General features: G+C 66.6%; 20 protein-coding genes. 7 read left to right on the forward strand and 13 right to left on the reverse strand.

What is annotated here, in order from left to right; genetic code table 11:
* The first annotated feature begins 270 nt into the window (after nucleotides 1–270).
* Nucleotides 271–1,113, forward strand: coding sequence for an enoyl-CoA hydratase-related protein (locus BN973_RS15120; RefSeq protein ID WP_036469050.1), 843 nt, complete (start codon nucleotides 271–273; stop codon nucleotides 1,111–1,113).
* A gap of 80 nt (nucleotides 1,114–1,193) precedes the next feature.
* On the opposite strand, the gene BN973_RS15125 is transcribed toward BN973_RS15120, so the two are convergent.
* The 8 genes from BN973_RS15125 to BN973_RS15160 are packed head-to-tail and all read right to left on the reverse strand — an operon-like array spanning nucleotide 1,194 to nucleotide 9,770.
* On the reverse strand, nucleotides 1,194–2,894 hold the full coding sequence (locus tag BN973_RS15125) for an FAD-binding protein (RefSeq protein ID WP_036469052.1): 1,701 nt from the start codon (nucleotides 2,892–2,894) through the stop codon (nucleotides 1,194–1,196).
* Complete coding sequence (locus tag BN973_RS15130) at nucleotides 2,891–4,258, reverse strand: aromatic ring-hydroxylating oxygenase subunit alpha (RefSeq protein WP_051641277.1); 1,368 nt, start codon at nucleotides 4,256–4,258, stop codon at nucleotides 2,891–2,893. The genes BN973_RS15125 and BN973_RS15130 overlap by 4 nt, the downstream gene beginning before the upstream one ends.
* Nucleotides 4,259–4,279: 21 nt before the next feature.
* On the reverse strand, nucleotides 4,280–5,803 hold the full coding sequence (locus tag BN973_RS15135) for an acyl-CoA synthetase (RefSeq protein ID WP_036469056.1): 1,524 nt from the start codon (nucleotides 5,801–5,803) through the stop codon (nucleotides 4,280–4,282).
* 8 nt (nucleotides 5,804–5,811) lie between these two features.
* Complete coding sequence (locus tag BN973_RS15140; RefSeq protein WP_036469058.1) at nucleotides 5,812–6,684, reverse strand: enoyl-CoA hydratase-related protein; 873 nt, start codon at nucleotides 6,682–6,684, stop codon at nucleotides 5,812–5,814.
* Nucleotides 6,685–6,700: 16 nt separating this feature from the next.
* On the reverse strand, nucleotides 6,701–6,937 hold the full coding sequence (locus tag BN973_RS15145; RefSeq protein WP_036469059.1) for a biotin/lipoyl-containing protein: 237 nt from the start codon (nucleotides 6,935–6,937) through the stop codon (nucleotides 6,701–6,703).
* The gene (locus BN973_RS15150; protein ID WP_036469061.1) at nucleotides 6,930–7,928 is read right to left on the reverse strand and encodes an alpha-ketoacid dehydrogenase subunit beta; all 999 of its coding nucleotides are present in this window, start codon (nucleotides 7,926–7,928) and stop codon (nucleotides 6,930–6,932) included. Before BN973_RS15150 ends, BN973_RS15145 begins: the two co-directional genes overlap by 8 nt.
* A gap of 4 nt (nucleotides 7,929–7,932) precedes the next feature.
* On the reverse strand, nucleotides 7,933–8,871 hold the full coding sequence (locus BN973_RS15155; protein ID WP_084163620.1) for a thiamine pyrophosphate-dependent dehydrogenase E1 component subunit alpha: 939 nt from the start codon (nucleotides 8,869–8,871) through the stop codon (nucleotides 7,933–7,935).
* Between the two features lie 35 nt (nucleotides 8,872–8,906).
* Nucleotides 8,907–9,770 (reverse strand): mycofactocin-coupled SDR family oxidoreductase, encoded by an 864-nt coding sequence (locus tag BN973_RS15160; RefSeq protein WP_036469065.1) that lies wholly within the window; start codon nucleotides 9,768–9,770, stop codon nucleotides 8,907–8,909.
* A 683-nt stretch (nucleotides 9,771–10,453) separates the two neighbouring features.
* On the opposite strand from BN973_RS15160, the gene BN973_RS15165 reads away from it, so the two are divergent.
* Nucleotides 10,454–10,741: an ANTAR domain-containing protein gene (locus BN973_RS15165; RefSeq protein WP_036469067.1), complete on the forward strand. Its 288-nt coding sequence runs from the start codon at nucleotides 10,454–10,456 to the stop codon at nucleotides 10,739–10,741.
* 148 nt (nucleotides 10,742–10,889) lie between these two features.
* Here BN973_RS15165 and BN973_RS15170 read toward each other — a convergent pair whose 3' ends face one another.
* Nucleotides 10,890–11,669, reverse strand: coding sequence for an IclR family transcriptional regulator (locus BN973_RS15170; RefSeq protein ID WP_051641278.1), 780 nt, complete (start codon nucleotides 11,667–11,669; stop codon nucleotides 10,890–10,892).
* Nucleotides 11,670–11,702: 33 nt separating this feature from the next.
* Between BN973_RS15170 and BN973_RS15175 the strand changes: the two genes are divergently transcribed.
* Nucleotides 11,703–13,043, forward strand: a complete 1,341-nt coding sequence (locus BN973_RS15175) for an FAD-binding oxidoreductase (RefSeq protein WP_036469069.1) — start codon at nucleotides 11,703–11,705, stop codon at nucleotides 13,041–13,043.
* Nucleotides 13,043–13,864: a DAPG hydrolase family protein gene (locus tag BN973_RS15180; protein WP_036469070.1), complete on the forward strand. Its 822-nt coding sequence runs from the start codon at nucleotides 13,043–13,045 to the stop codon at nucleotides 13,862–13,864. Before BN973_RS15175 ends, BN973_RS15180 begins: the two co-directional genes overlap by 1 nt.
* Here the strand turns inward: BN973_RS15180 and BN973_RS15185 are convergent, their stop codons facing one another.
* The gene (locus BN973_RS15185) at nucleotides 13,865–14,413 is read right to left on the reverse strand and encodes a TetR/AcrR family transcriptional regulator (protein ID WP_036469071.1); all 549 of its coding nucleotides are present in this window, start codon (nucleotides 14,411–14,413) and stop codon (nucleotides 13,865–13,867) included. It abuts the gene before it with no gap.
* 191 nt (nucleotides 14,414–14,604) lie between these two features.
* On the opposite strand from BN973_RS15185, the gene BN973_RS15190 reads away from it, so the two are divergent.
* A complete protein-coding gene (locus BN973_RS15190) occupies nucleotides 14,605–15,819 on the forward strand; it encodes a cytochrome P450 (protein ID WP_051641279.1) in 1,215 nt (404 codons plus the stop codon).
* 6 nt (nucleotides 15,820–15,825) lie between these two features.
* Here the strand turns inward: BN973_RS15190 and BN973_RS15195 are convergent, their stop codons facing one another.
* A complete protein-coding gene (locus BN973_RS15195) occupies nucleotides 15,826–17,607 on the reverse strand; it encodes a DUF4407 domain-containing protein (RefSeq protein WP_036469072.1) in 1,782 nt (593 codons plus the stop codon).
* A 191-nt stretch (nucleotides 17,608–17,798) separates the two neighbouring features.
* On the opposite strand from BN973_RS15195, the gene BN973_RS15200 reads away from it, so the two are divergent.
* Nucleotides 17,799–18,356 carry a hypothetical protein gene (locus BN973_RS15200; protein WP_036469073.1) on the forward strand — a complete coding sequence of 186 codons (558 nt, stop codon included), beginning with the start codon at nucleotides 17,799–17,801 and terminating at the stop codon, nucleotides 18,354–18,356.
* Between the two features lie 141 nt (nucleotides 18,357–18,497).
* Entirely contained in the window at nucleotides 18,498–18,926 is a 429-nt protein-coding gene (locus BN973_RS15205; RefSeq protein WP_036469074.1) for a type II toxin-antitoxin system Rv0910 family toxin, read from the forward strand.
* 38 nt (nucleotides 18,927–18,964) lie between these two features.
* Here the strand turns inward: BN973_RS15205 and BN973_RS15210 are convergent, their stop codons facing one another.
* Nucleotides 18,965–19,435, reverse strand: coding sequence for a nuclear transport factor 2 family protein (locus tag BN973_RS15210; protein WP_036469075.1), 471 nt, complete (start codon nucleotides 19,433–19,435; stop codon nucleotides 18,965–18,967).
* Nucleotides 19,436–19,444: 9 nt separating this feature from the next.
* Nucleotides 19,445–21,586 (reverse strand): 4-alpha-glucanotransferase, encoded by a 2,142-nt coding sequence (gene malQ / locus BN973_RS15215; protein WP_036472477.1) that lies wholly within the window; start codon nucleotides 21,584–21,586, stop codon nucleotides 19,445–19,447.
* Nucleotides 21,587–21,781 lie beyond the last annotated feature (195 nt).

Raw genomic sequence — 21,781 nt, forward strand, 5'->3', positions numbered from 1 at the left:
CAAGCACGGCTTCGGGCCGGCACCGGGGATGAGGAAGCGTTCCACGACGGTGTTGGCATTCAAGGGATGAGGCCAACGTTGCAACCAGCCTAGCGTAACCGGCTGCAAATGCCTAAACACCGTCACTCAGGTTTGCGGCCGGGCGGTTCGTCAGAATCGGGTACCCCTGCGCCACAAGCACTTTGGTCGAGCGCTTGCCAGGCTTGCTTGTAGAAGTTGGTCGTGTCTTTGGGGTTTCAGGTATTACCGTATCCCGGTAGTGTCACGAAGATGGAGCGTCGCGTCCTCAAAGCCGTCATCTATGAACGCGAGCCGCCGATTGCGCGGATCATCTTGAATCGGGTCGACAAAGCCAATACCAAGGATGCGATCCTGGTCACCGAGGTCGACGATTGCCTGCACGAGGCCGACCGCGACAGCGAGATCAAGGTCGTCATTCTCAAGGCCAACGGCAAGGGCTTCTGCGGCGGACATGTGGCGCGCTGGGGGCCCGACGAAAACCCCTATCCAGATTTCGGAAACACGTTCGAGGACCTGTACAAGGGCACCGCCGATTTATTTCTGTGGCCGACGCTGTATTTGTGGGAGTTCCCCAAGCCGACGATCTCGCAGATCCACGGGTACTGCATGGGTGGCGGGATCTATCTCGGCTTGTTGACCGACTTCTGTGTGGCGTCCGACGATGCTTATTTCCAGATGCCGCTTGCCCAAAGCCTCGGAGAACCCGGCGGGCACACCATGATTGAGCCGTGGCTACTGATGAACTGGCATCGCACCATGGACTGGCTGCTGCTGGCGCCGACCCTGTCCGCACGGCAAGCCCTCGACTGGGGTCTGCTGAACAGGGTGGTGCCGCGAGAAGACCTCGAGGATACGGTCGAGGAGATGGCGCGCAAGATCGCCCAAATCCCGCTGACCACACTGATGGCGGTGAAGAACAACGTCAAGCGCGCCTGGGAACTGATGGGGATGCGCGTGCACCTGCAGGTCAGCCACATCCTGACCAACATGGTGGGCGCGGCAAGCGATGTCCAGGCGCGCCGAGCCGAGCTGATGCAATCCGGCATGAAGCCACGCGATTTCGTCGACCGCGGCGATTCCCCGCCGGCGTGAAATTAGTTTCACGCTGGGCGACGAGCGTGAAACCAGCTTCACGCTCGGTGAGGTGGGCGGCCCGCTGCGGCTGTTCCCCGCTAGCGGCTCTTCTGGCCGGCGATCTTGCGCCCGGCCGCATGCCGTGCGGCGACATACCCGAAAACCATCGAGTTGGCGATGCTCGCGCCGGCACCCGGATACGTGCGGCCCATCACCGTCGCGGTGGTGTTGCCCGTCGCGTACAGGCCGTCGATCACCTGGTCCTGCTGATCGAGTACCTGGGCGTGCTCGTTGGTGATCACGCCCCCGCATGTTCCGACATCGGCCGGCAGCACCCGGGTCGCGTAGTACGGCGCCCGATCCAGCGGGCCGATCGCGGCGTTCGGCCGATATCCCGGATCGCCAAGACAGTCGTTGTAGGCCGACTGGCCGCGCGAAAAGTCGGGATCCAAGCCCTTGGCGGAATACCGGTTGAACCGTTCGATGGTGCGCGACAGCTCGTCGGCGGGCAGATCGATCTGGCGGGCCAGGTCGGCGATCGTGACACCCCGCATCACCGCACCCTTTTCGATCAACTCGGGGGGCAGCTGCTTATTGCGTTTCAGCGGATTGGAACTGGTGACGTATCGGCGCACGTATCCGTCGTCGAAAATCATCCAGCAGGGCACCGCCTTGTTGGCGTACATCGCCTTGCCGACCTCGACGTAGGAGTTCGACTCGTTACAGAACCGCCGACCGGTGGAGTCGACGTAGATGGCACCGGGCCGCTGTCGCCCCGAGCCCAGCGACGAGGCGACGGCGCCCCCGTTGGCGATGAAAACCGAAGGCAGCCACCACGCCTCGTCGAGCAGATCGGTCTTGGCGCCCAGCCGCATCGCCGTCTCGAGCACTTCGCCGGTGTCGCCGGCGTTGGCGATCGACCACTGGCCTTCGTTGGGCTGGTCGCCGCTGTAGCGGCGGCGCATCTGCTTGTTGTGGCCGAAGCCGCCGGCGGCCAACAGAACTCCCTTGCGCGCCTCGATGTTCAGCGCGACGCCGTCCCGGTTGACGCGAGCGCCGGCGACCCGGCCGTCCTCGACGATCAGGTCCTCCATCGCGGTGTTCGTCCACAGCGGCGGTTGATCGCCGCCGATTTCGATCAGCGCCTTGAGCATCTGCGCGATCAGTGAGGAGCCGTTGGTGAGGATCTGGGCCCGGCGTGCCCGCGCCGCGGCGGTGCGCAGGAACACCTTGGTGGCAACGGCGAACGCGCGCGGCGCACGGTTGAAGTACTGGACCGATCGCAGTTCGTTGGTCAGCACCACGTACCCGTAGTTCTTGGCCAGCGGCGGCTGCACCTTGTCGTGCCAGCTGCCGAGCTCGGCGGCGTCGAAGGGAATGCCCTCGACGGCGCGGCCGGATTCGTTGCCGCCCTTGTGGTTCGGGTAGTAGTCGCTCCATCCCGCGCAGCGGACCAGCCGGACACCCTTGCGGACGAGGAAGTTGATCATCTCGTAGCCCGCCGTGAGGAACATCTCGCGGCGCGCCGGCGAGGAGGCCGCGCCGATGTCGCCGACCACGTCGGCCAGATAGGCCAAACCGTCTTCGTGTGAGTCGGCGATGCCGTCGGCGCGCATCAACGGGTTGTTCGGCAGCCAGACGATGCCGCCGGACAGCCCGGTGGATCCGCCGACCAGGGCCTGCTTCTCGACGATCAGCGGCTCCAGGCCGCTGTCCAGCGCCGCCAGCCCCGCCACCATGCCGCCCCCGCCGCTGCCCGCGATCAGCAGGTCTACCGAGCGGTCCCAGGCAGTGCTCATGAGCCGAAGCCGAGGTCCGCGATGGGCACGTCGATGGTGGTGTTGGTCTTCCGGATAGCGGGAACCAGCGTGTCGTAGGGCAGGCCGGCGAGGAACCCGTCGATGACCCGCTCGAAATTCGAGATCAGCCCTTCGATCTGGTCGGATAATCGCATGAACTCAAACCCCTTGGAGTGCAATCCTTTTTGCTGGCGTGGCAGGTTGGAGAAGTCCTGGGCGGGAATCGGCGGCCAGCGCGGGTCGTCGGGTGCCATCGGTTCCGGCGGGGTCGGCTTGCCCGTGACCTGATCCGGTGGGATGCGGGTGAGCGACCAGATCTCGAACAGCGTCTCCTCCGGACCCAGGGGCCGGATCCGGTAGGACGAGGCGCTGCTGTACTGCGGCAGCAGGAAGTAATGCGGAAAGGCGAAATTGATCGCCTCGGTGATCCCGCGCCGCGCAAGGTCATTCAAGTCGGGCATGTCGCAGCCCCGGGCACGATGCCAGCTGACGATCGCATCGTTGAGCGTGCTGCGCCAGATGGCCATCGCCGCGGCCGGATCGTCCGGCAGCTCGATGTTCTGTAGGCCCTCGGCGATCCGGATGTCGTTCGCGTGCGTCATCCCGGCCATGCCTTCGCCGAGCGTGCGCATGAAGTACAGGTTGGTCCGGGCAAGCCCGGGTGGCTTCGAGGAGCTCGGCATGCTCGTCGGCAGCAGCTGCGGGTGCGTCTGCGGAACGTGGTAGCCCTCCATGAAGGCCGCCGTCGCCAGCTTCCAGTTCACCGGAAGCCGGCACGATTGCCACCACTCGGTGCGCAGCGTTTCGACGTGCCAGGCGTCATAGATTGACGCGAACGGTTCCATGCAGTCCCGCAGCGCCGGCGCCCCGTCGTCGAGGTTGATCCACGCGCAGCCGCCCCACAGCTCGCAGCGGACCGAAACCAGCTGCAGGTCGTCCGGGTGCATGTTGCCTTCGGCGAAAGCCTCGGGCTGCAGCACGAACGTATTGCGCCCGTCGATGCCCCAGCACCAGCCGTGGAACGGGCAGACGAAGGTGCGGCGATTACCGTTGCCTTCCACCAGCTTTACCCCGCGGTGGCGGCACGCGTTGTGATAGGCCCGCACATTCTCGGCGTCGACGCGCACCACGATGATCGAGTCTTGGAGAATCTCGTAGGTGACGTAGTCCCCGGGCCTGGGAATCTCCTCGAGCCGGCAGGCCATCTGCCACACCCGCGGCCACAACATCTGCGCCTCGAGCGCGTAGAAATCCGGGTCGTAATAGCGCTGCTTGGGAATTCGATCGGCGGCCGCCACGGCCCACGGCACCGGCAACGCCGACCAGTTCGCCTGGCCTCGTCTCGAACCTGTCTCTACAGCCATCTCGTCATCCCTTGTGTCGGCTCACACGATCCGTGATGCCCGTCCCTGCCAGTACCGCTCGCGGATCCGCCTCTTGTAGAGCTTCCCGTTGGGATCGCGAGGCAATTCGGGGTCGAATTCGACTGTGCGCGGGCACTTGTAGCCGGCCAGGTGGGCTCGGCAGTACGCAATCAGCTCGGCCTCGAAGTCGGGCCCGGGGTCGAAGCCCGCCACGGGCTGCACGACGGCCTTGACCTCTTCGCCGAACTCGGCGTTGGGCACGCCGAAGACCGCGGCATCGACCAGTTTGGGATGCATGATCAGGAGGTTCTCCGCCTCCTGCGGGTAGATGTTGACCCCGCCGGAGACGATCGTGAAGGTCGCGCGATCGGTCAGGTACATGTAGCCGTCCTCATCGACGTATCCCATGTCCCCCAAGGAACGCCAGCCGCGGTCGTTGTACACCGACGCGGTTTTGGCGGGATCCTTGAAGTACTCGAACTCGGGTCCACCCTCGAAGTAAAGCTCTCCAGCCTGGCCGATGGGAAGCTCTTGACCGTCGTCGCCGACCACGTGCACCGGGGCCATCGGGATGCCCACCGAGCCGGGGTGGGCGAGCCACTCCTGCGGGCCGATCACGGTTCCGGCGAAACCTTCTGTGCCGCCGTAGTATTCGTGGATGATCGGTCCGAACCAGTCCATCATCTGATGCTTGACGTCCACCGGGCAGGGGGCGGCCGCGTGGATCACACAGCGCAGGCTGGAGACGTTGTAGCCGCGGCGCACCGCCTCGGGCAGTTTGAGCATCCGGACGAACATCGTCGGTACGAACTGGGCGTGGGTCACCCGGTGCGTCTCGATCAGACGCAACACCGCCTCGGCGTCGAACTTTTTCATGATGATCGACGTGGCGCCCACCCGGTTGGCCGCCATGGTGTAGTTCACGCCGGCCGCGTGGTACAGCGGCGCGGGGGACAGGTACACACTCGATTGGTTCATACCGTAGCGGTGGATCAGCGCCGTCTCGAGCACCGACTGCGCCCAGGAGCCGTTGCCGTCGGTGGGCAGCGGCCGGCGCACCGCCTTGGGCCGTCCCGTGGTGCCCGACGAGTACAGCATCTCGGATCCGTCCGACATCGGCGGCGCATCGCCCGCGGCGGCCAGCGCCTGCTCGTACCGATCCCAGCCCGGTAACTCACCGCCCACGCTGATGTGGACGTCGACCGCGGTGTTCACCTCGCGTACGTGCGCGGCGATCTCGGGCATCGACGCGTCCACGAACACCGCTTTGGCGTCGGAGTCACCGATCACGTAGGCGACCTCTTCGGCGGTGAAGTGAGTGTTGACGGCGGTGTAGTAGAGCCCGGAAAGCTGGCAGCCCCAGGTGATTTCGAAGAATTCCGGACGGTTCGGCAGCACCAGTGCCACTCCGTCGCCGCGGCCCAGGCCCGCATCGTGCAGCGCCGCGGCGACCCGTTGGCTCCGCTCGAACAGCTCGCCGAACGAGATCACGCTGCCGTCGGCGATCAGGGCCGGCGACTGTGCGGCGTGGTCGGCGATGTTCACCAGCAGACCTAGGTCGACGCGGCGCCGTCGGTCTGGGCGGCGGCCGCGGCCTGGCGCCGGGCGTGCTCGGACGGCAGCACCTTGTCCTTGAACACGGTCTGGATCAACTGCTGCACGTCCTTGCTGATCGAGGCGAGCGCGACGAGGTCGTTGGAGCTCTGCCAGTGCACCCGCATGCCCATCAGCTCCCAGGCTCGCTTCAGATTCGCCTTGGTGAGCATCAGCGTCGTCAACGGCGCCTGGGCGATGTGGCGGGCGATTGCGTCGACGCGGGCGTCCAGGTCCTCGCGCTTGACCACCTCGTTGACCAGGCCCACCTCCAGCGCCCTCTTGGCGTCGATCACCTCCGCGGTGAACAGGTAGTAGGCCGCACGACGCCAGTTCATGAACACCCATGGCTCGATGGAACATTCACCGGACGGCATACCGAACCCCTGCAGCGGTGGGTAAGAGAAGTAGGCGTCGTCGGCGGCGATGACGATGTCGGTGGTCAGGCCCATGTGCGTCCCGCCGCCCACGCAGTAGCCGTGCACCTGCGCGATGGTGGGCTTGGAGAACTCCCACAGGTTCAGGGTCGGCTTGACGAAGAGATCCCCCTGCGCCTTCCACGGGTGGCCCGTCACCATCGCGTTTTCCACGAACGACGGATAGTCGACCGCGTTGTTTCCGATCGCATGCCCGGAGCAGAAGCCCTTGCCGTTGGCCTTGAGCACCAGCACCTTGATGTCGTAGTCGCGGTCGGCGTCGGCCAGCGCGGCATCGACTTCCTCGGCCAGCTTCTGGTCCTGCGCGTTGGCCTTCTCCGGCCAGTTGAGCGTGATCTTCGCGATCGGACCATCCTTCTGGTAGATGATGCGTTCGCGAGTCTCGTTGAGGTCCATATGCTTTGCCCTTTCGTTATGACGTGATCACACCGATTTCGGCGCCGATGTCGTAGATCGTCCCGACCTGGCCCGTCCACTGGACGGTGCCGGATGCTCCGGCCTCGATTTCCTGCTCGGCTTTCTCGGTGGCGATCACGTAGATCGGCGTACCCGCCTCGACGTGCTCGCCGGCATCGACGAGCAGGCCGGTGAGTTCGGCCTCGGCCACCGCGACCGACACCCGGGGAATCCGAATCACGAAGTCAGCCATGCGCTTCCGCCCTATCCAGGGTTTGCTGCGCGGCCGCTACAATCCGGGCCGGCGACGGGTACACCTGCGCCTCGAGCGCGGCGGCGGCCGGGTTGGGGACGAACCGGGCGCCCACCCGCTCGACGGGAGCGGCGAGTTCGCCGAACAACTCCGATTGCAGGATCGCGGCGATCTCCGCCCCGGGGCCGGCGAATTGGACCGCGTCATGGACGATTACGGCTCGACGGGTACGGCGGGCGGATGCCACGATGGTCTCGACGTCCAGCGGCACCAGCGTGCGCAGGTCGACGACTTCGGCGCTGACGCCGTGGGTGGCCAGGGTGGCGGCCGCCGCGAGCGCGTCGTGCACGCTGCGTCCGTAGCTGATCAGCGTCACGTCGGTGCCCGGCCGCTTGATGTCGGCCCGGCCCAAGGGAATCGAGAACCCGGGGTCGACGGGGACCGGCCCCTTCTTGCTCTGCAAGCGGATGGTCTCGACGAACAGGCAGGGGTCTTCGTCGAAGATCGCCGCTGTCAGTAGGCCTTTGCCGTCGCGCGGGGTGGACGGCACGATCAGCTTCATTCCCGGGATGTGCATGAACCACGCCTCCAGGCTCTGGGAGTGCGTGGCACCGGTGGCCAGCCCGGCATACACCTGGGTGCGAATGGTGATCGGCGCCGTCGTCCGGCCGGCGGTCATGAACCGCAGCTTGGCGGCGTTGTTGATCAGCTGGTCGGCGGCGATACCGATGAAGTCCATGATCATGATCTCGGCCACCGGCAACAGCCCGTCGATCGCCGCGCCGATCGCCGCGCCGACGATCGCGGCCTCCGAGATCGGGGTGTCCAGTACCCGGTCTTGGCCGTGCTTCGTCGACAATCCCGCGGTCGGTCCCGACGCACCCGGATCCGCGATGTCCTCGCCCAGCAAGAACACTCGGTCGTCGGCGGCCAGCGCCTGATCCAGCGCGAGGTTCAGTGCCTCGCGCATGGTCATCTCTTTTTCGTCCATGCCTCTACACCGGGAACTTGATCGGGGTGGCATACACATCACGGTCCAGTTCGTCGACCGCCGGGGACTCCGCGTTCAGCACGGTCTGCAGGGCGGATTCGACCGCGGCCAGCGCGTCGTCGTCGATGCGGGCGAGTTCCTGCTCGTCGCAGATGCCGGCCTCGGCGAGATGTCGGCGGAAACGCGGCACCGGGTCGGCGGCCATCGCCGCGTCCAGCTGTTCCTTGGGGATGTAAGGCATCCGATCGCCGAAATAGTGGCCGCGGAAACGGAACGTCACGCACTCGATGAAGGTCGGGCCCGCGCCGCGGCGCGCCCGCCGCAGCGCCTCGGCGAGAGCGGCTGTCACCGCCAGCGGGTCGTTGCCGTCGACCCGGACGCCGGGCATGCCGTAGCCGGCCGCCCGGTCGGCGACCCGCTCGAGCTTCATGGTGTCGTGGGTCGGCGTCATTTCGGCGTAGAGGTTGTTCTGGCAGACGAAGACCAGCGGCAGATCCCACAGCGCCGCCATGTTCGCGGCCTCGTGAAAGGAGCCGGTGTTGGTGGCGCCGTCACCGAAGCTGACCACCGTGACCCGATCGAGGCCCTTGCGTTTGGCGGCCATCGCCAGCCCGACGGCCACCGGCGGCCCGGCGCCGACGATGCCGGTCGAAAGCATCACGCCCACTTCGGGTTTGGCGATGTGCATGGTGCCGCCTTTACCGCGGCCGGCCCCGACGGTGCGGCCCATCATCTCGCCGTAGATCTCCTCGAGCGGAACCCCCTTGCCGATCAGATCGTGTAGCCCGCGGTAGGTGGTCACCAGCTGGTCGTCGGGTCGTAGCGTCACCCCCATCGCCGCGGCGATGGCTTCCTGGCCACGCGACGGCCAGTACACGCACATGAACTCGCCGGTGGCGATGCCCTTGGACAGCCGGTCGTCGGCGGCCTTCATCAGTACCATCAGCGCGTAGAGGCGCTTGCGATCGGGGGAGTCGCTCACGCGCCCGACCACGGCTTGACCTTGAGGAAGCCGCCGCCGTCGACGCGCAATTGCTGTCCGGTGATGTAGCGGGCGGCGTCGGAGGCGAGGAACAGCACGGCCTCGCTGATGTCTTCGGGTTCGACGTAGGGGATTGGCATCGCCTGGACCAACGGGAAGATCGGTTCGGCGTCCTCGCGGGTCGGCTCCTTCAAGTCCGGCCGGAACGCTCGATACATCGGGGGGCTGTGCAGCATGTCGGTGTTGACGTTGGTCGGATGTACCGCGTTCATCCGGATGGAGAACGGGGCCAGTGCCCGAGCGAAGTCGTTAACATAATGTGCCGCAGCGAGTTTCGCGAAGGCATACCCCGCTCCGCCGGGGCCGCCGTCGATGCCGGTGGTGTTCATCGACGACATGAATGCCGCGTTGGAACCGATCACGATGATCGACGCGCCGGCCTGCAGGTGTTTGAGGCTCGCGTGGACGAGGTTGAGCACGCCGACCAGGTCCACGTCCACGGCGTCGGCGAACGCCTTCGGCGGCAGACCCGCGGTCAGCGGGCAGATGCCCGCGTTGGCGACCACGATGTCGAGGTGCCCGAGTTCGGCGACGCCCTCGTCGATCGCGGCGGACAGGGCCACCCGGTCGCGAACGTCGGCGATGGCGGTGTGGGCGCGCTGCCCCTCTTTTTCGACGAGCCGCGCGGTCTCGTCCAGATCCTCCGGGCGCGCCAGCGGGTATTCGTTCGTGTCGATGTCCGCGCACAGATCCACCGCGATGATGTCGGCGCCCTCCGCGGCCAGCATCCGCGCGTGTGACCGTCCCTGGCCCCGCGCGGCGCCGCTGATCACGGCCACCTTGCCCGTTACCCTGCCCATCGCCCGCCCTTCGTTCCGGTGCCTATTGCCGTGCGCATTCGACAGACCCTCGTCGGGGGCTCGTCACACCGGGGATCGGGATCTGACCAACGATCGGCTCCATCGCATCTCTTCCACGAAAACCTGCGCGTGGCTGTAGCCGGGCTATCAATATCCCTTAGAGTAACTAGAATATCTAAAATAGCAAGGACAGGTCGCGACCGAGGGGTTGGCGTTGTCGACGTACCCGACGCGTCCTCGAAGGGGTGCGAGTAGTCGAGTTGGCGTCGCTGTTCATCAAGGTCGTAGGTCCCGTCGGCGGGAGCCGCCCTGGCGGCTTCATCCGCGAAGCGACCCGCTCGCGTCCGCCGTCCCGGCGCGCGCTTTTGCTCGAAGGACCGCAACGCGATCCGGTCGGGTCACTCGGCCCGCCAAAAGCGTTCTGCGATTAGCACTTACACAGCATTTGGGCGGAACTGCGAGCCGTGTTACGCCCCAATCCGATTGGTGTCGAATTCGGTATCGACACGGTCACAAGCACATATCGATGTGTACGGCGGTATGGCGTAACGGCGCCATTCCACAAATCATGGCACAGTGCGCCTTTGAGAATCACGATGGCGAGTCATGCGTTCTCGCCCGGATTCTCGTTCGCTACGGCGAGTAGCGGATGTCGTCGGGGGCGCAACAGGAGGTTGAAGAGTATGGCGAACTGGGTTCCCGCACAGACTTCGTGCGGACCGAACTCCAGCCGCATTCTCGACACTGCGCGGGGGATCATCATCGGACTTCGCCGGTGCCGTTCGGACACGGCGTTCGACGAACTGCACACTGCCGCATTGCGTCACAAGGTTCCGGTGTTCGCGATGGCATGGGCGCTCGTCCACCTTGCCGGCGAGGGCGAAAAGACATCGAGCTTCATCGAGGCGCAGTCGGCTGCACGCCACGAGTGGGGCCAGTTGTTCAGTGGAGCGGCAGCGCTGAGCTGTTGAGAAGTGAGCACGAACTTGGCGCGGCCGGGGTCCCTGGGGGGTACCACGGCCGTGCCAACCCATGCCGGGAATCGGCCGAGCTAACGCCGTAATCGCCCGGCCCCGGCGCCCGTCCGTCGGCGAGTTTTCACGGCCCCTTCACGCCTCGTCAACGAGTCCACGCCGGTGAGTCGGCCGCCGTGCGCAATGCTGCGAGGATGCGCTGTTCCTTTTCCAGGAAGCGCTCGGTGGGTGCCGGCACCGAGATGGCGACGACGTTGTCTCCCAAGGTCCGTCGCGCGATCGCGGCCGCCGAAATCCCGGGGGTGTGTTCGCCCCGGTCGAACGCGATGCCCGTCCGCCGGATCTCGGCGGTCTCGCGGCGCAACCGATCGGCCACCGGCGAACTGAACCGGGAGATCACCGCCTCGGCCTCGGCATCGCCCAGCGCTGCCAGTGCCGCCTTGCCGTTGGCGGTCACCTCCAGCGGGAACCGGACACCGACCGCCGAGACCGCACGCAGCCGGTGCGACGATTCGATCTGGTCGACAAACCACATCCGCTGGCCACGCAACACGGACAGGTCGACCGTTTCACCGTCGGTTGCGCGCGCAACCCGCTCGATGGTCGGCCGGAACATCGCCGAGACGTGCGGCCCGGCGGCACTGCCAAAACCCAGCAAGCGCTCACCCAGCGAGAAATGGCCCTGCGAATCCACACCGGCCAGCCCGACTTCCACCAGGCCGACCAGCAGGCGCCGCGCCGTCGATTTGGCCAGCCCGAGGCGCTCACCGAGGTCGACCAACCGCAGCCGTCCCGGCTCGGCGGCGATCTCGTCCAATGCGGCGGCGGCACGGCGCAGCACCTGGATGCCTTCGTCGCGATTCGTGGGCGGTGTGGGTTCCCCGAGCGGCACACCTCCACTATAGTGTTCCGCATTACGGATCATCAAGAACCGTAATATGGATCAAAGGAGCTCCAAATGAGTGCGCTACCTGCAGGGCGGCACTTTTTTCGCACCGATGATGGGTATGAAGCCGCCCGCAGCGGCACCGTATGGAACCTGCGGGTGCCCGGGCGCTACCCGGAGCTGATCATTCAGGCCGTCGATTCCGACGACATCGTCGCCGGGCTGCGCTACGCCAAAGCCAACGGCCTCAAGGTCAATATCCGCTCGGGAGGCCATAGTTGGGCGGCCAACCACCTCCGCGACGGGGCCGTGCTGCTCGACGTGAGCCGGATCGACCACGCGACGATCGACGCCGAAAAGGGCATTGCCGTCGTCGGCCCCGGCAAGGGCGGCAGCATCCTGATGGGTGAGCTGGAAGCGCAGAATTTCTTCTTTCCCGCCGGGCACTGCAAGGGCGTGTGCCTCGGCGGATACCTGCTGCAGGGCGGCTACGGCTGGAACAGCCGGGTCTGGGGCCTGGCCTGTGAGAACGTCATCGGGCTGGATGTGATCACCGCCGACGGTGAGCAGATCCACTGCGACGCAGACAATCACGCCGACCTGTACTGGGCCGCGCGTGGCGCCGGGCCCGGCTTCTTCGCCGTGGTCACCTCGTTCTACCTCAAGCTGTATCCTCGCCCCGGCGCCTGCGGCACCAGCGTCTACGTCTATCCGATCGAACTCGCCGACGAGATCTACACGTGGGCGCGCAACGTCAGCGCTGAGGTGGACCGCCGCGTCGAAATGCAAATCGTGGCGAGCAGAAGCGTCCCGAGCATGAACCTCGAGACCCCGGCCATCACGTTCGCCTCGCCGGCATTCGCCGACACCGAGAAGGAAGCCGAACAGGCCCTGGCGATCTTCGGAACCGTGCCCGTTGTCGACAAGGCACTGGTCAAAATCCCTTACATGCCAACCGATATGCCCACCTGGTATACCGCCGTGATGAGCAACTATCTCTCCGACCACCGCTACGCGGCCGACAACATGTGGACGTCGGCCTCCGCCGAAGACCTGCTGCCGGGCATTCACGACATCATCGACACGATCCCCGACCACCCGTCGCACTTCCTGTGGCTGAACTGGGGGCCGTCACCGGCCCGCCCGGACATGGCCTACAGCATCGAAGACGAGGTCTACCTGGCGCTCTACGGCGCCTGGAAGAACGAATCCGACGACGCGAAGTACGGCGACTGGGCGCGCTCCAACATGGCCGCGATGTCGCATCTGGCCACCGGCATTCAGCTCGCCGACGAGAACCTCGGTCAGCGTCCGGCGCGATTCGCCAGCGACGAAGCCATGGCCCGGCTGGACAAGATACGAGCGGCCTATGACCCGGATGGTCTGTTCAACGCGTGGATGGGACGACTCTGATGGCCGGCGATCTGTACCTCGGCTACCGCAACGACGACGTGAAAACGCCGTTCGGTAAGTTCTTCAATCCCGAAATGGCGGCGCTGCCAACACATGTCGTTGAGGCGCTGCAGCACGGCCCGCAAGGCGGGATGGCCTTGCCGACATTCGACGAGGCCGCGACCGTTGCGGAGGCGGGCTACCAGCAGACCGAGAACGGCTACGGAGTTCTCGACGACGGGAGCTATCAGGTGTCGGTACGCACCGACATGCCCGGCGTCACGCCGGCGATGTGGTCCTGGTGGTTCGGCTGGCATGGCAGCGACACCCGCCGTTACAAGCTGTGGCACCCCAGGGCGCATCTGTCGGCGGCCTGGAAGGACGGCTTGCAAGACGATAAAGACGCCGGACTGCAAGGCGCGCGGCGCTACATCGGCCGCTGGTCGTTGATCAGCGAGTACATCGGTTCGACCATGCTCAACGGCGCAATCCAATTCGTCGAACCCGCGCAGCTGGACTGCCCCCCCGACAGCGACGATGCGGTGGCGATCTGCGCGCGGCTGGGCGCCAGTGACGCCCCGGTCGATGTCGGCTGGTTCATCCACCATGTCCGCTCGACACCGACCGGGTCCGAAATGCGGTCCCGGTTTTGGATGGGCGGCCCGCATATCGCGGTGCGCAACGCTCCAAGTGTGGCCTCAATGGCGGTGCGCCCCATCGCGTCTCGCATACTCGGCGACCCGGAGGCCAACGCCCGGAATCTGCTCGTGCACTGCGCGCAGGAGATGAACCATCTGGCCGGCTTCTTACCCGAGCTCTACGGCGCCTTCGGCGACGAGTAATCAGCCGGCGTAAGCGGGCGCGACAAAACGCTGCACCAGGTCACGCTCGGCCTCGTCGTCGCCGACGGGCCAGTACATCAGCGACAGCACAACGCGGACCACCCATTGCGCGCCGTGCGCATCGCCGTTGGTGAGCCCGGTCAATTCCGTGGCGAACCCGGCCAGCAGCGGTGACGCCGTCAGCCAGGCGATGTCGCCGGCCCGGACCGGACTGCTCATCAGGTGGTACAGGGGATCGGCCCGGATCAGCTTGAGCGCCACGGTGATCGCGGTGACAACCCGCTCCGGACCGCTCATGTTCTCGACGGTCTGCCGCACCGTCTCGATGATGCGCGAGGCCGTGCGGGTGATGACCGCGTCGCGGATCTCGGCCTTGCCGCCGGCATAGCGGTAGATGGTGGCTCGCGAACAATGGACGCGCTTGGCCAATGCGTCGATGTCGAAGCCATCCGTCCCCTCACGGGTGATCATCTCGGTGGCGGCCGCATAAATGCGCTCGGTGGCGATTTTGCGGCGATCGCCTCCGACCAACCAGTCGTCGCGCGTCATCGGCCACCACCCTTGGAAGCGAGAAACTGGAACGGCGCTATCTCAGGGTGAGACAATACTCGCCAGTTATCTCACGGTCGTCGCAGGTCCGAAATCCCCGATGAGACGGTTCGGCCGGCATCACCCGGAAGCCGTGTTCAATTTTCCGCATCGCCGTTGACGTGTGGATATCCGTTGCTCACGCTGAACCCGTGACCGTCATAGCCCAGGCCGACACGTTCTTCGGCGCCGAATCTCTGCAGGATCCCTACCCGCTGTACGAGCGGATGCGCGCGGAGGGGGCGGTGCACCGCATCGCCGGCTCGGAGTTCTATGCCGTCTGCGGCTGGGACGCCGTCAACGACGTCATCGCCCGGCCCGAGGACTTCTCGTCGAACCTGACCGCCACCATGACCTACACCGGCGGGGGCGCCGTCAGGCCATTCGAGATGGATGCGCTCGACGGACCAACGCACGTGCTCGCGACCGCCGACGACCCCGCCCACGCCGTGCACCGCAAGCTGGTGGTGCGCCAGTTGGCGTCGAGGCGGATCCGCGCGATCGAACAATTCGCCACCGACACCGCGGGGCGGTTGTGGCACCAGGGGCTGCGCGACGGACGCATCGAATGGATGGACGCCATGGCCAACCGGCTGCCGATGATGGTGGTGGCCGAGCTGATCGGGGTGCCAACCGCCGACGCCGCACAGTTGATGAAATGGGGCTACGCCGCCACCCAAACGGTCGAAGGGCTGGTCGGCGAGGAACAGCTGGCCGCCGCGGGTGTCGCGGTGATGGAACTCGGCGGTTACATCAACGAACAGTTCGGGCTCGCCGCCGCCGATCCCCAGGACAATCTGCTGGGCGAGCTCGCGGTGGCCTGCGCGTCGGGCAAGCTGGACAGCGTCGGCGCCCAGGTGATGATGGTGATTCTGTTCGCCGCCGGGGGAGAGTCGACGGCATCGCTGCTGGGCAGCGCGGCCTGGATACTCGCGAACCGTCTTGACATCCAGCAGCAGGTGCGCGAAAACCCTTCGCTGCTACCGGCATTCATCGAGGAGACGCTGCGTTACGAGCCACCCTTCCGGGGCCACTACCGGCACGTGCGCAACGACACCGTGCTGGCCGGCGTCGAGCTGCCCGCCGGCTCGCACCTGTTGCTGTTGTGGGGCGCGGCCAACCGCGACCCGGCCCATTTCGAGAGACCCGGCGAGTTCCTGCTCGATCGCGCCGAAGCCAAGGGACACATCAGTTTTGGCAAGGGGGCACACTTCTGTGTCGGGGCGGCGCTGGCCCGCCTGGAAGCCACCATCGTATTGCGCCTGCTGCTGGAACGGACCACGACGATCGAGCAGGCCGACGTGGGGCGGTGGCTGCCCAGCCTGCTGGTGCGCCGTCTCGAACGACTCGAGCTGGCCGTCAGCTGACCGCGGCTACTTCCCGGGCGGAAGTTGGCGCGGCCCTTGGGGCGGGCGAAGTTCGCGCGGGCCGTCGCGCTCCGTCAGCTCCCGCGGGTGCTCGCTGTCCGCCGGTCCCAGCGGTAGGCCGTCGGCGTCTTTGACGCAGAGCCGCACCGAGGAGTGCCGACCCACCTGTGGGTGATCGTGCGTCTCGTGGTGGGTGCGCGACGACGCGACCCGACCGGTGGGTGCCGCATCGGTCGTCGACGACCGATGCTCGCTCGGCTCAGAGCTCTCGGAGTCGAAAGTCACCTTGCGAGTACGCCTGAGCGCGAAGGTGATCTCCTCGACCTCTTCGAACACCTGGCGCGCGGTGCGCAGCGGCGCGGTGGTGTTGTCGATGGCCCGCGCGACGAAGGGCGGCACCAGCGGACGAATCCAGCGTGCCGCGGCCCGGGTCGCGTCGGGAATCGAGGGGATCGACGGCATGGCGCGCTCGTCGGCCGGCTCGATCTGCGCGGGCAGGTTGTCCACCTCCGGCGCTGTCTCCTCGCGGGAAACCGCTGCAGCGGCGGGCAATTCGGGCACGGCCCGGCTGGCGGCCTCGGCCTCGGCGGCGATCGGCAGGTAGATGTCTTCCTGCACGGGTTCGAAAGTCCGCACCGACGCCGCGGGCTGCGGTCCCTCGATGGCTTCGGTGACTCGACGGCGTTGCTGCTCGCGGTCGATCTCGGTCTGCGCCTCGATGGCCAGGCGGGCCTGAGTGAGTTGGTGTTCGGCCCAAAGAATTTCGGCCTCACGGCGAACCTCGGCCCGCTTGATCGCGATCGCGGTGTCCGCATCGAGCTCGGCACGCTCACGCTCCGCGCGCGCCGTCGCGTGGCGATCCTGGGTGGTCTCACCGCGCCAGGTCCGCAGGATCAGCGGAAGCAAGTACACCAGCACGAAAAACGCGATGGTCAGCAACCGCAGCATCAGCGCCCCGACGCCGGCGAACGTCAGGTCGTTCATCGCGATCCAGCGCGCCCCGACGCCACCCGGGCCGGCCTCGGCCAGCACGCGTTGGCGGGCATCGTCCACGGCCCGCTGCTCACGCGAAATCGTGGCGTCCAATTCGGGCGCCTGGCGGTCGCGGGCCGCCAGCGCGGTGTCGAGCTCGCGCTGCGCATCAGCCAGAAGCTCATTCGCCGTTCGGGTTTCGGGTCCGGCGCCGGGATCGCCGGTGATGCGGGTCTGCGGGCACGCCGGGCTGGGGTGGTATTCGCAACGCGCCACGACCAACGCGTCGTCCTGACCATTGCGGGCCTGGGTGACCGCGGCGTCCAGCGCGCTGCGCGCGGACCGAGTCTGTTGCAGCGCCGCCGACGCCTGCGCGACCGCCGGCGCCGAGTCCGCGGTACTGAGCGCGCGATCCTCGAGGCGGTGATCGATCGAGCGGGAGAACACGACCAGTGCGGCGAGTTCGCCGACGACGACGCCGACCGCCACCGCCACGACGATCCGTCCCGCGATGCCGGGCCGACCGCGGTGAGGGCCGCTTGCGATGCCCCGCGTCACCGCCCCGACCAGCAGACCGAAGATCAGCGTCAGCGCGACTACGGCGATCAGCGGCCAGCGTGCCGATGCATCGACGGCCAAGGCCGCGACCAGCCACGCCAACACGGCTCCGAGCAGCACCACCGCGCCCGCGACGGCGTGGGTGGACCGCTCGTGACGTTCCCCCAATTCGCGCCAGTGTCCGCCGCCAAGCCAGGCGAGTACCCCCTCGACCCGGGAGACGGCTGAGCGCGGCTCAATCAATTCGTGGGCGCCCATCAGACTCCAACACCTCCGCCGTCCAGCCTCCCAGGCGATCGGTCGACACACCGAATCGAAGCGCCGACTGTGGCGTTGTTCACAACACGTCGCCGCCTCGCCGACGCGACCGTCCCGCACCGAGGTGAAATTCCTACGACGCGGACAGATCAGCTAAGTTTCCGGCAGGTGGCGTGAGACGGTATAAGCCTATGCAAAACCACGACTACGTCACCTACGAGGAGTTCGGACGCCGATTCTTCGAAGTCGCCGTCACTCCCGAGCGTGTCGCCGCCGCATTCGCCGATATCGCCGGCAACGAATTCGCGATGGAACCGATTGCGCAGGGACCCGCCGGAATCGCGAAGGTCAGCGCCAACGTCAAGATCCAAGACCCGCGCGTCACACGGCGGTTGGGCGACAGCATCACTTTCGTCATTCACATTCCGCTGTCAATCGACCTGCTGCTGGATTTGCGACTCGACAAGCAGCGTTTTCAGGTCTCCGGGGACATCGCGTTGCGCGCGACGGCCCGCGCCGCCGAACCACTGGTGCTGATCGTCGACGTCGCGAAGCCGCGGCCCTCCGATATCACCGTCAATGTGTCGTCGCAGTCGTTCCGCGGCGAGATACTGCGCATCCTGGCCGGCGTAGACGGCGAGATTCGCCGATTCATCGCCCAATACGTCGCCGACGAAATCGACGCACCGCAATCGCAAGCCGCTCAGATCATCGACGTGGAGGAGAAGCTGAACGAAGCCTGGCCGTAGCCGAGCCGAGCCGAGCCGAAACACGTTGACCGACAGGGTAATAACGAGCCGGACGCAACGCGCGGGTTTATCGGGTCACCGTCCGCGGGTACGCGGTGGGGAACCCGACTCACGGCACGGTTTCAAGAGGAGCGACAAACCTTGGCACAAGTGGATGTTTCGACCAGGTCTGACCTGGAGCCGAGCGCAGCCTGGAAACTGGCGTCCGATCTTGCTCGATTCGCCGAGTGGATGACGATCTTCGGCGGTTGGCGCGGCGAGCTCCCCTCGACGATCGAGCAGGGCACCAAAGTATCGTCGTGCATCAAGGTGAAGGGGTTCCGCAACGTCGTCCACTGGACGGTGACCCGCTACGACGAGCCCAATTCGATTGAGCTGCAAGGTCGCGGCCGCGGTGGAATCCGGATCACCGTGACGATGGCGGTCACCGACATGCACCCCGGATCGACATTCGACCTCACCGCCGACCTGCGCGGGGGCGTGCTCAGCGGGCCGGTCGGCAAGGTCGTGGCCAGAGTGCTCCGGTCCGACGTGCGCAGGTCGGTGGAAAACCTCGCCGCGATGCAATAGCCGCGAGATAACCCGCTCGCGCGCAGGAGTGGCCGCGCTTACTCCGGGTCCCACGACAACAGCCGACGGACCGGCCGTGTCTCGATCGCATTGACCGTCAACGACCGGCGCGCGATCCGCCACCCCGCCTCCGTTGACTCGTACTCGTCGTCATAGCGCACATGCCAAGCCGCATCGATCACCCCATCGGCGCGCTGCGTCCAGTGATGTGCGACGCACGCGATCCGACCGCGTGCCGTCCCCGGCCGCGGCCCCTGGTCGTACACCTCACCGATGATCGCGTGCTCGGTACGCGCGACCGCGGCCACCGCCGCGACCGCCGTCGCGATGGCCGGTCGCCCGCGATGCGAATGAACCGGGGTGAGCACGGCCGGCGGCTCAGGCACCACCAGCTCGGCCTCTGCCGTGAAAAGCTTTGCCACAGAATCAAATTGGCGGTCATCGACGCCGGCCGCATAGCGGTGCACCACATCGCTGAGGGCGGCTCGGTCGTTAGGTGAGAGGGCCATGGCGCGCGGTCAGATGGTCGGCGGCGCGAGGGTGGCCCGCACCGCCTCGGCCAGCGCGGCGGCCCGGCGATTGGTGAAGACGTCCTCGAGCATCACCGGTTTGCCGTCGGGGCCGGTCAGCGGAACCCGCCAGTTCGGATATTCGTCGGTGGTGCCCGGCTGATTCTGGGTTCGACGATCGCCGACCGCATCGGTCAGCGCCACGCCCAACAATCGGGACGGCGTTCGGCCCAGGTAGCGGTAGAGCGCGGAGATGATGTGTTCCGCGTCGTCGTCGTGCTCGCCGAGCAGCCCCACCCGGCGCAGCTCGGCCATCCAGGCCGCAAGTTCCGCGCGGTCGGACTCGAGTTCCTCGGCGACCGGGCGGGTCAGCAATCCCAGCTCCTCACGCAGCCGGACGTGATCGCCGGCCAGATACCCGGCGGTCGGCGGCAGGTCGTGGGTCGTCACCGACGACAGGCAGTACTCGCGCCAGCGCTCGGCGGGCAGGGGGCCTCCGGTTCCGTCGCGGTCGAGCTCGAACCACAGCAGCGAGGTGCCCAACAAGCCTCGTAACAACAGGTAGTCGCGGACCCACGGTTCGACCGTGCCGAGATCCTCGCCGACCACCAGCGCACCGGCGCGGTGCGCTTCCAGCGCGACGATGCCGATCATCGCTTCGTGGTCGTAGCGCACATAGGTGCCCTCGGTCGGCGGGGCGCCCTCGGGGATCCACCAGAGCCGGAACAACCCGATGATGTGGTCGATACGAACGCCGCCGGCATGCCGCAGCACGGCCCGGATCAGCGCCCGGAACGGCCGGTACTCCTGCTCCTCCAGGCGATCGGGCCGCCAGGGCGGCTGCGACCAGTCCTGGCCGAGCTGATTGAACTCGTCGGGCGGCGCGCCCGCGGTCACTCCCAGCGCCAGCACATCCTGCAGCGCCCAGGCGTCGGCCCCGTTCGGGTGCACACCGACCGCCAGATCGTGCATGATCCCCAACGACATGCCCGCCCGGACCGCCTGTGACTGGGCCGCGGCGAGTTGCTCGTCGAGTTGCCATTGCAGCCAGCGATGGAAATCAACCGCATCCGCGTGCTTTTCGGCGAACCGTGCGACACCGATCGCGGTGGGATGCTGCAGGAAATTGGGCCAGCAGTGCCAGTCGCCGCCATACTTTTCGGCCAGCGCGCACCAGACGGCGAAGTCGTCGAGCGCTTTGCCTTCCCGCTCACGGAAGGCGGCATAGGCCAGCTCCCGGCCCGCCGACCGCGGTGCTCGATAGACCAGCTTGAGCGCCTCCCGCTTGGCCGTCCAGGCACTGTCACGGTCGATCGCATCGAGCTTCCCGGCGCGCTGTTGGACATCGTCGCGCAGCCGCCGCAGCCGGCCGCGCTTGGCCAGGCCGGCGAACTCCGGGATGGACTCGACGCGAAGATAAAGCGGATTGAAGAAGCGCCGCGACGTCGGAAGATACGGAGACGGCTCCATCGGGATCGTCGGGGTGGCCGCATGCAGCGGATTGACCAGCAGGTAGTCGGCGCCGTGCCGGGACGCCGACCAGACCGCCAGATCCGTCAGGTCGGTGAGGTCACCGACGCCCCACGATTGCTCGGACCGCACGCTGTACAGCTGGGTGGCCAGACCCCACGCCCGGCGCGCGCCGAGTTGCTCCGGTAACCCGAGCCAGTCGGGCGTCACGATCAGCGCCGCACTGGTTTCGATGCCCCTGGACCGCAGATGCAAGCGGTGGTACCCCAGCGGCAGATCGGTGGGCAAGACAAAACTGGCCTCGCCTACCCAGCGTCCGTCCAGGTTGAACGGGGGCGTGAAGTTGTCGACCTGTTGCACGCCGCCGTGCACGGTGCCGTCCTCGAGCCGCAACAACACTTCGGCGGGATCACCGTGGGTGACGTGCACCCAGAACCGGGTCGGGGCGCCGGTGCGCGCCACGATGGTCGCGGGCAGCTGACGCGACCAGTACGTGCGCAACTGACCGGCCAAGGCCTCGTTGCGGGCCTGCTCGGTGTCGGCCTGGACATCGAGAGCCGCGAGCACGGACACCAGCGTGCTCTCCGATATCTGAACCTGGCGGCCCGTCCAGTCCTCGTACCAAGTGGCAATGCCGAATCGGCCGGCAAGTTCGACCAACGAAGGTGCGAGCTCAGTCATGGCGCCCATCTTGCTGCCAAACGCCGCCGGGCACGACGCGGGCCGATTACTTAGCAGGTCAGGCGAATGCTCGACAGGACGGGTTGGCCGGGCGCGGCTACGATCCCATAGGAGAGAGAAACAGTCCGGCCGGGGGATCCAGTGGGGAACTTGGAAACTGCCAGCTCAGCGGCGCTTGCCGGCGCTGTGCGGGCG

The organism is Mycobacterium triplex, from assembly GCF_000689255.1.
Classification (GTDB): domain Bacteria; phylum Actinomycetota; class Actinomycetes; order Mycobacteriales; family Mycobacteriaceae; genus Mycobacterium; species Mycobacterium triplex.

Coding starts and splice junctions, on each gene's coding strand:
- BN973_RS15155 (WP_084163620.1), bottom strand. CDS start 8,871: ATGGTACTGATGAAGGCCGCCGACGACCGGCTGTCCAAGGGCATCGCC.
- BN973_RS15200 (WP_036469073.1), top strand. CDS start 17,799: ATGCAAAACCACGACTACGTCACCTACGAGGAGTTCGGACGCCGATTC.
- BN973_RS15185 (WP_036469071.1), bottom strand. CDS start 14,413: ATGACGCGCGACGACTGGTTGGTCGGAGGCGATCGCCGCAAAATCGCC.
- BN973_RS15210 (WP_036469075.1), bottom strand. CDS start 19,435: ATGGCCCTCTCACCTAACGACCGAGCCGCCCTCAGCGATGTGGTGCAC.
- malQ (WP_036472477.1), bottom strand. CDS start 21,586: ATGACTGAGCTCGCACCTTCGTTGGTCGAACTTGCCGGCCGATTCGGC.
- BN973_RS15170 (WP_051641278.1), bottom strand. CDS start 11,669: ATGATCCGTAATGCGGAACACTATAGTGGAGGTGTGCCGCTCGGGGAA.
- BN973_RS15145 (WP_036469059.1), bottom strand. CDS start 6,937: ATGGCTGACTTCGTGATTCGGATTCCCCGGGTGTCGGTCGCGGTGGCC.
- BN973_RS15130 (WP_051641277.1), bottom strand. CDS start 4,258: ATGGCTGTAGAGACAGGTTCGAGACGAGGCCAGGCGAACTGGTCGGCG.
- BN973_RS15140 (WP_036469058.1), bottom strand. CDS start 6,684: ATGGACCTCAACGAGACTCGCGAACGCATCATCTACCAGAAGGATGGT.
- BN973_RS15195 (WP_036469072.1), bottom strand. CDS start 17,607: ATGGGCGCCCACGAATTGATTGAGCCGCGCTCAGCCGTCTCCCGGGTC.
- BN973_RS15165 (WP_036469067.1), top strand. CDS start 10,454: ATGGCGAACTGGGTTCCCGCACAGACTTCGTGCGGACCGAACTCCAGC.
- BN973_RS15175 (WP_036469069.1), top strand. CDS start 11,703: ATGAGTGCGCTACCTGCAGGGCGGCACTTTTTTCGCACCGATGATGGG.
- BN973_RS15180 (WP_036469070.1), top strand. CDS start 13,043: ATGGCCGGCGATCTGTACCTCGGCTACCGCAACGACGACGTGAAAACG.
- BN973_RS15160 (WP_036469065.1), bottom strand. CDS start 9,770: ATGGGCAGGGTAACGGGCAAGGTGGCCGTGATCAGCGGCGCCGCGCGG.
- BN973_RS15150 (WP_036469061.1), bottom strand. CDS start 7,928: ATGGACGAAAAAGAGATGACCATGCGCGAGGCACTGAACCTCGCGCTG.
- BN973_RS15120 (WP_036469050.1), top strand. CDS start 271: ATGGAGCGTCGCGTCCTCAAAGCCGTCATCTATGAACGCGAGCCGCCG.
- BN973_RS15125 (WP_036469052.1), bottom strand. CDS start 2,894: ATGAGCACTGCCTGGGACCGCTCGGTAGACCTGCTGATCGCGGGCAGC.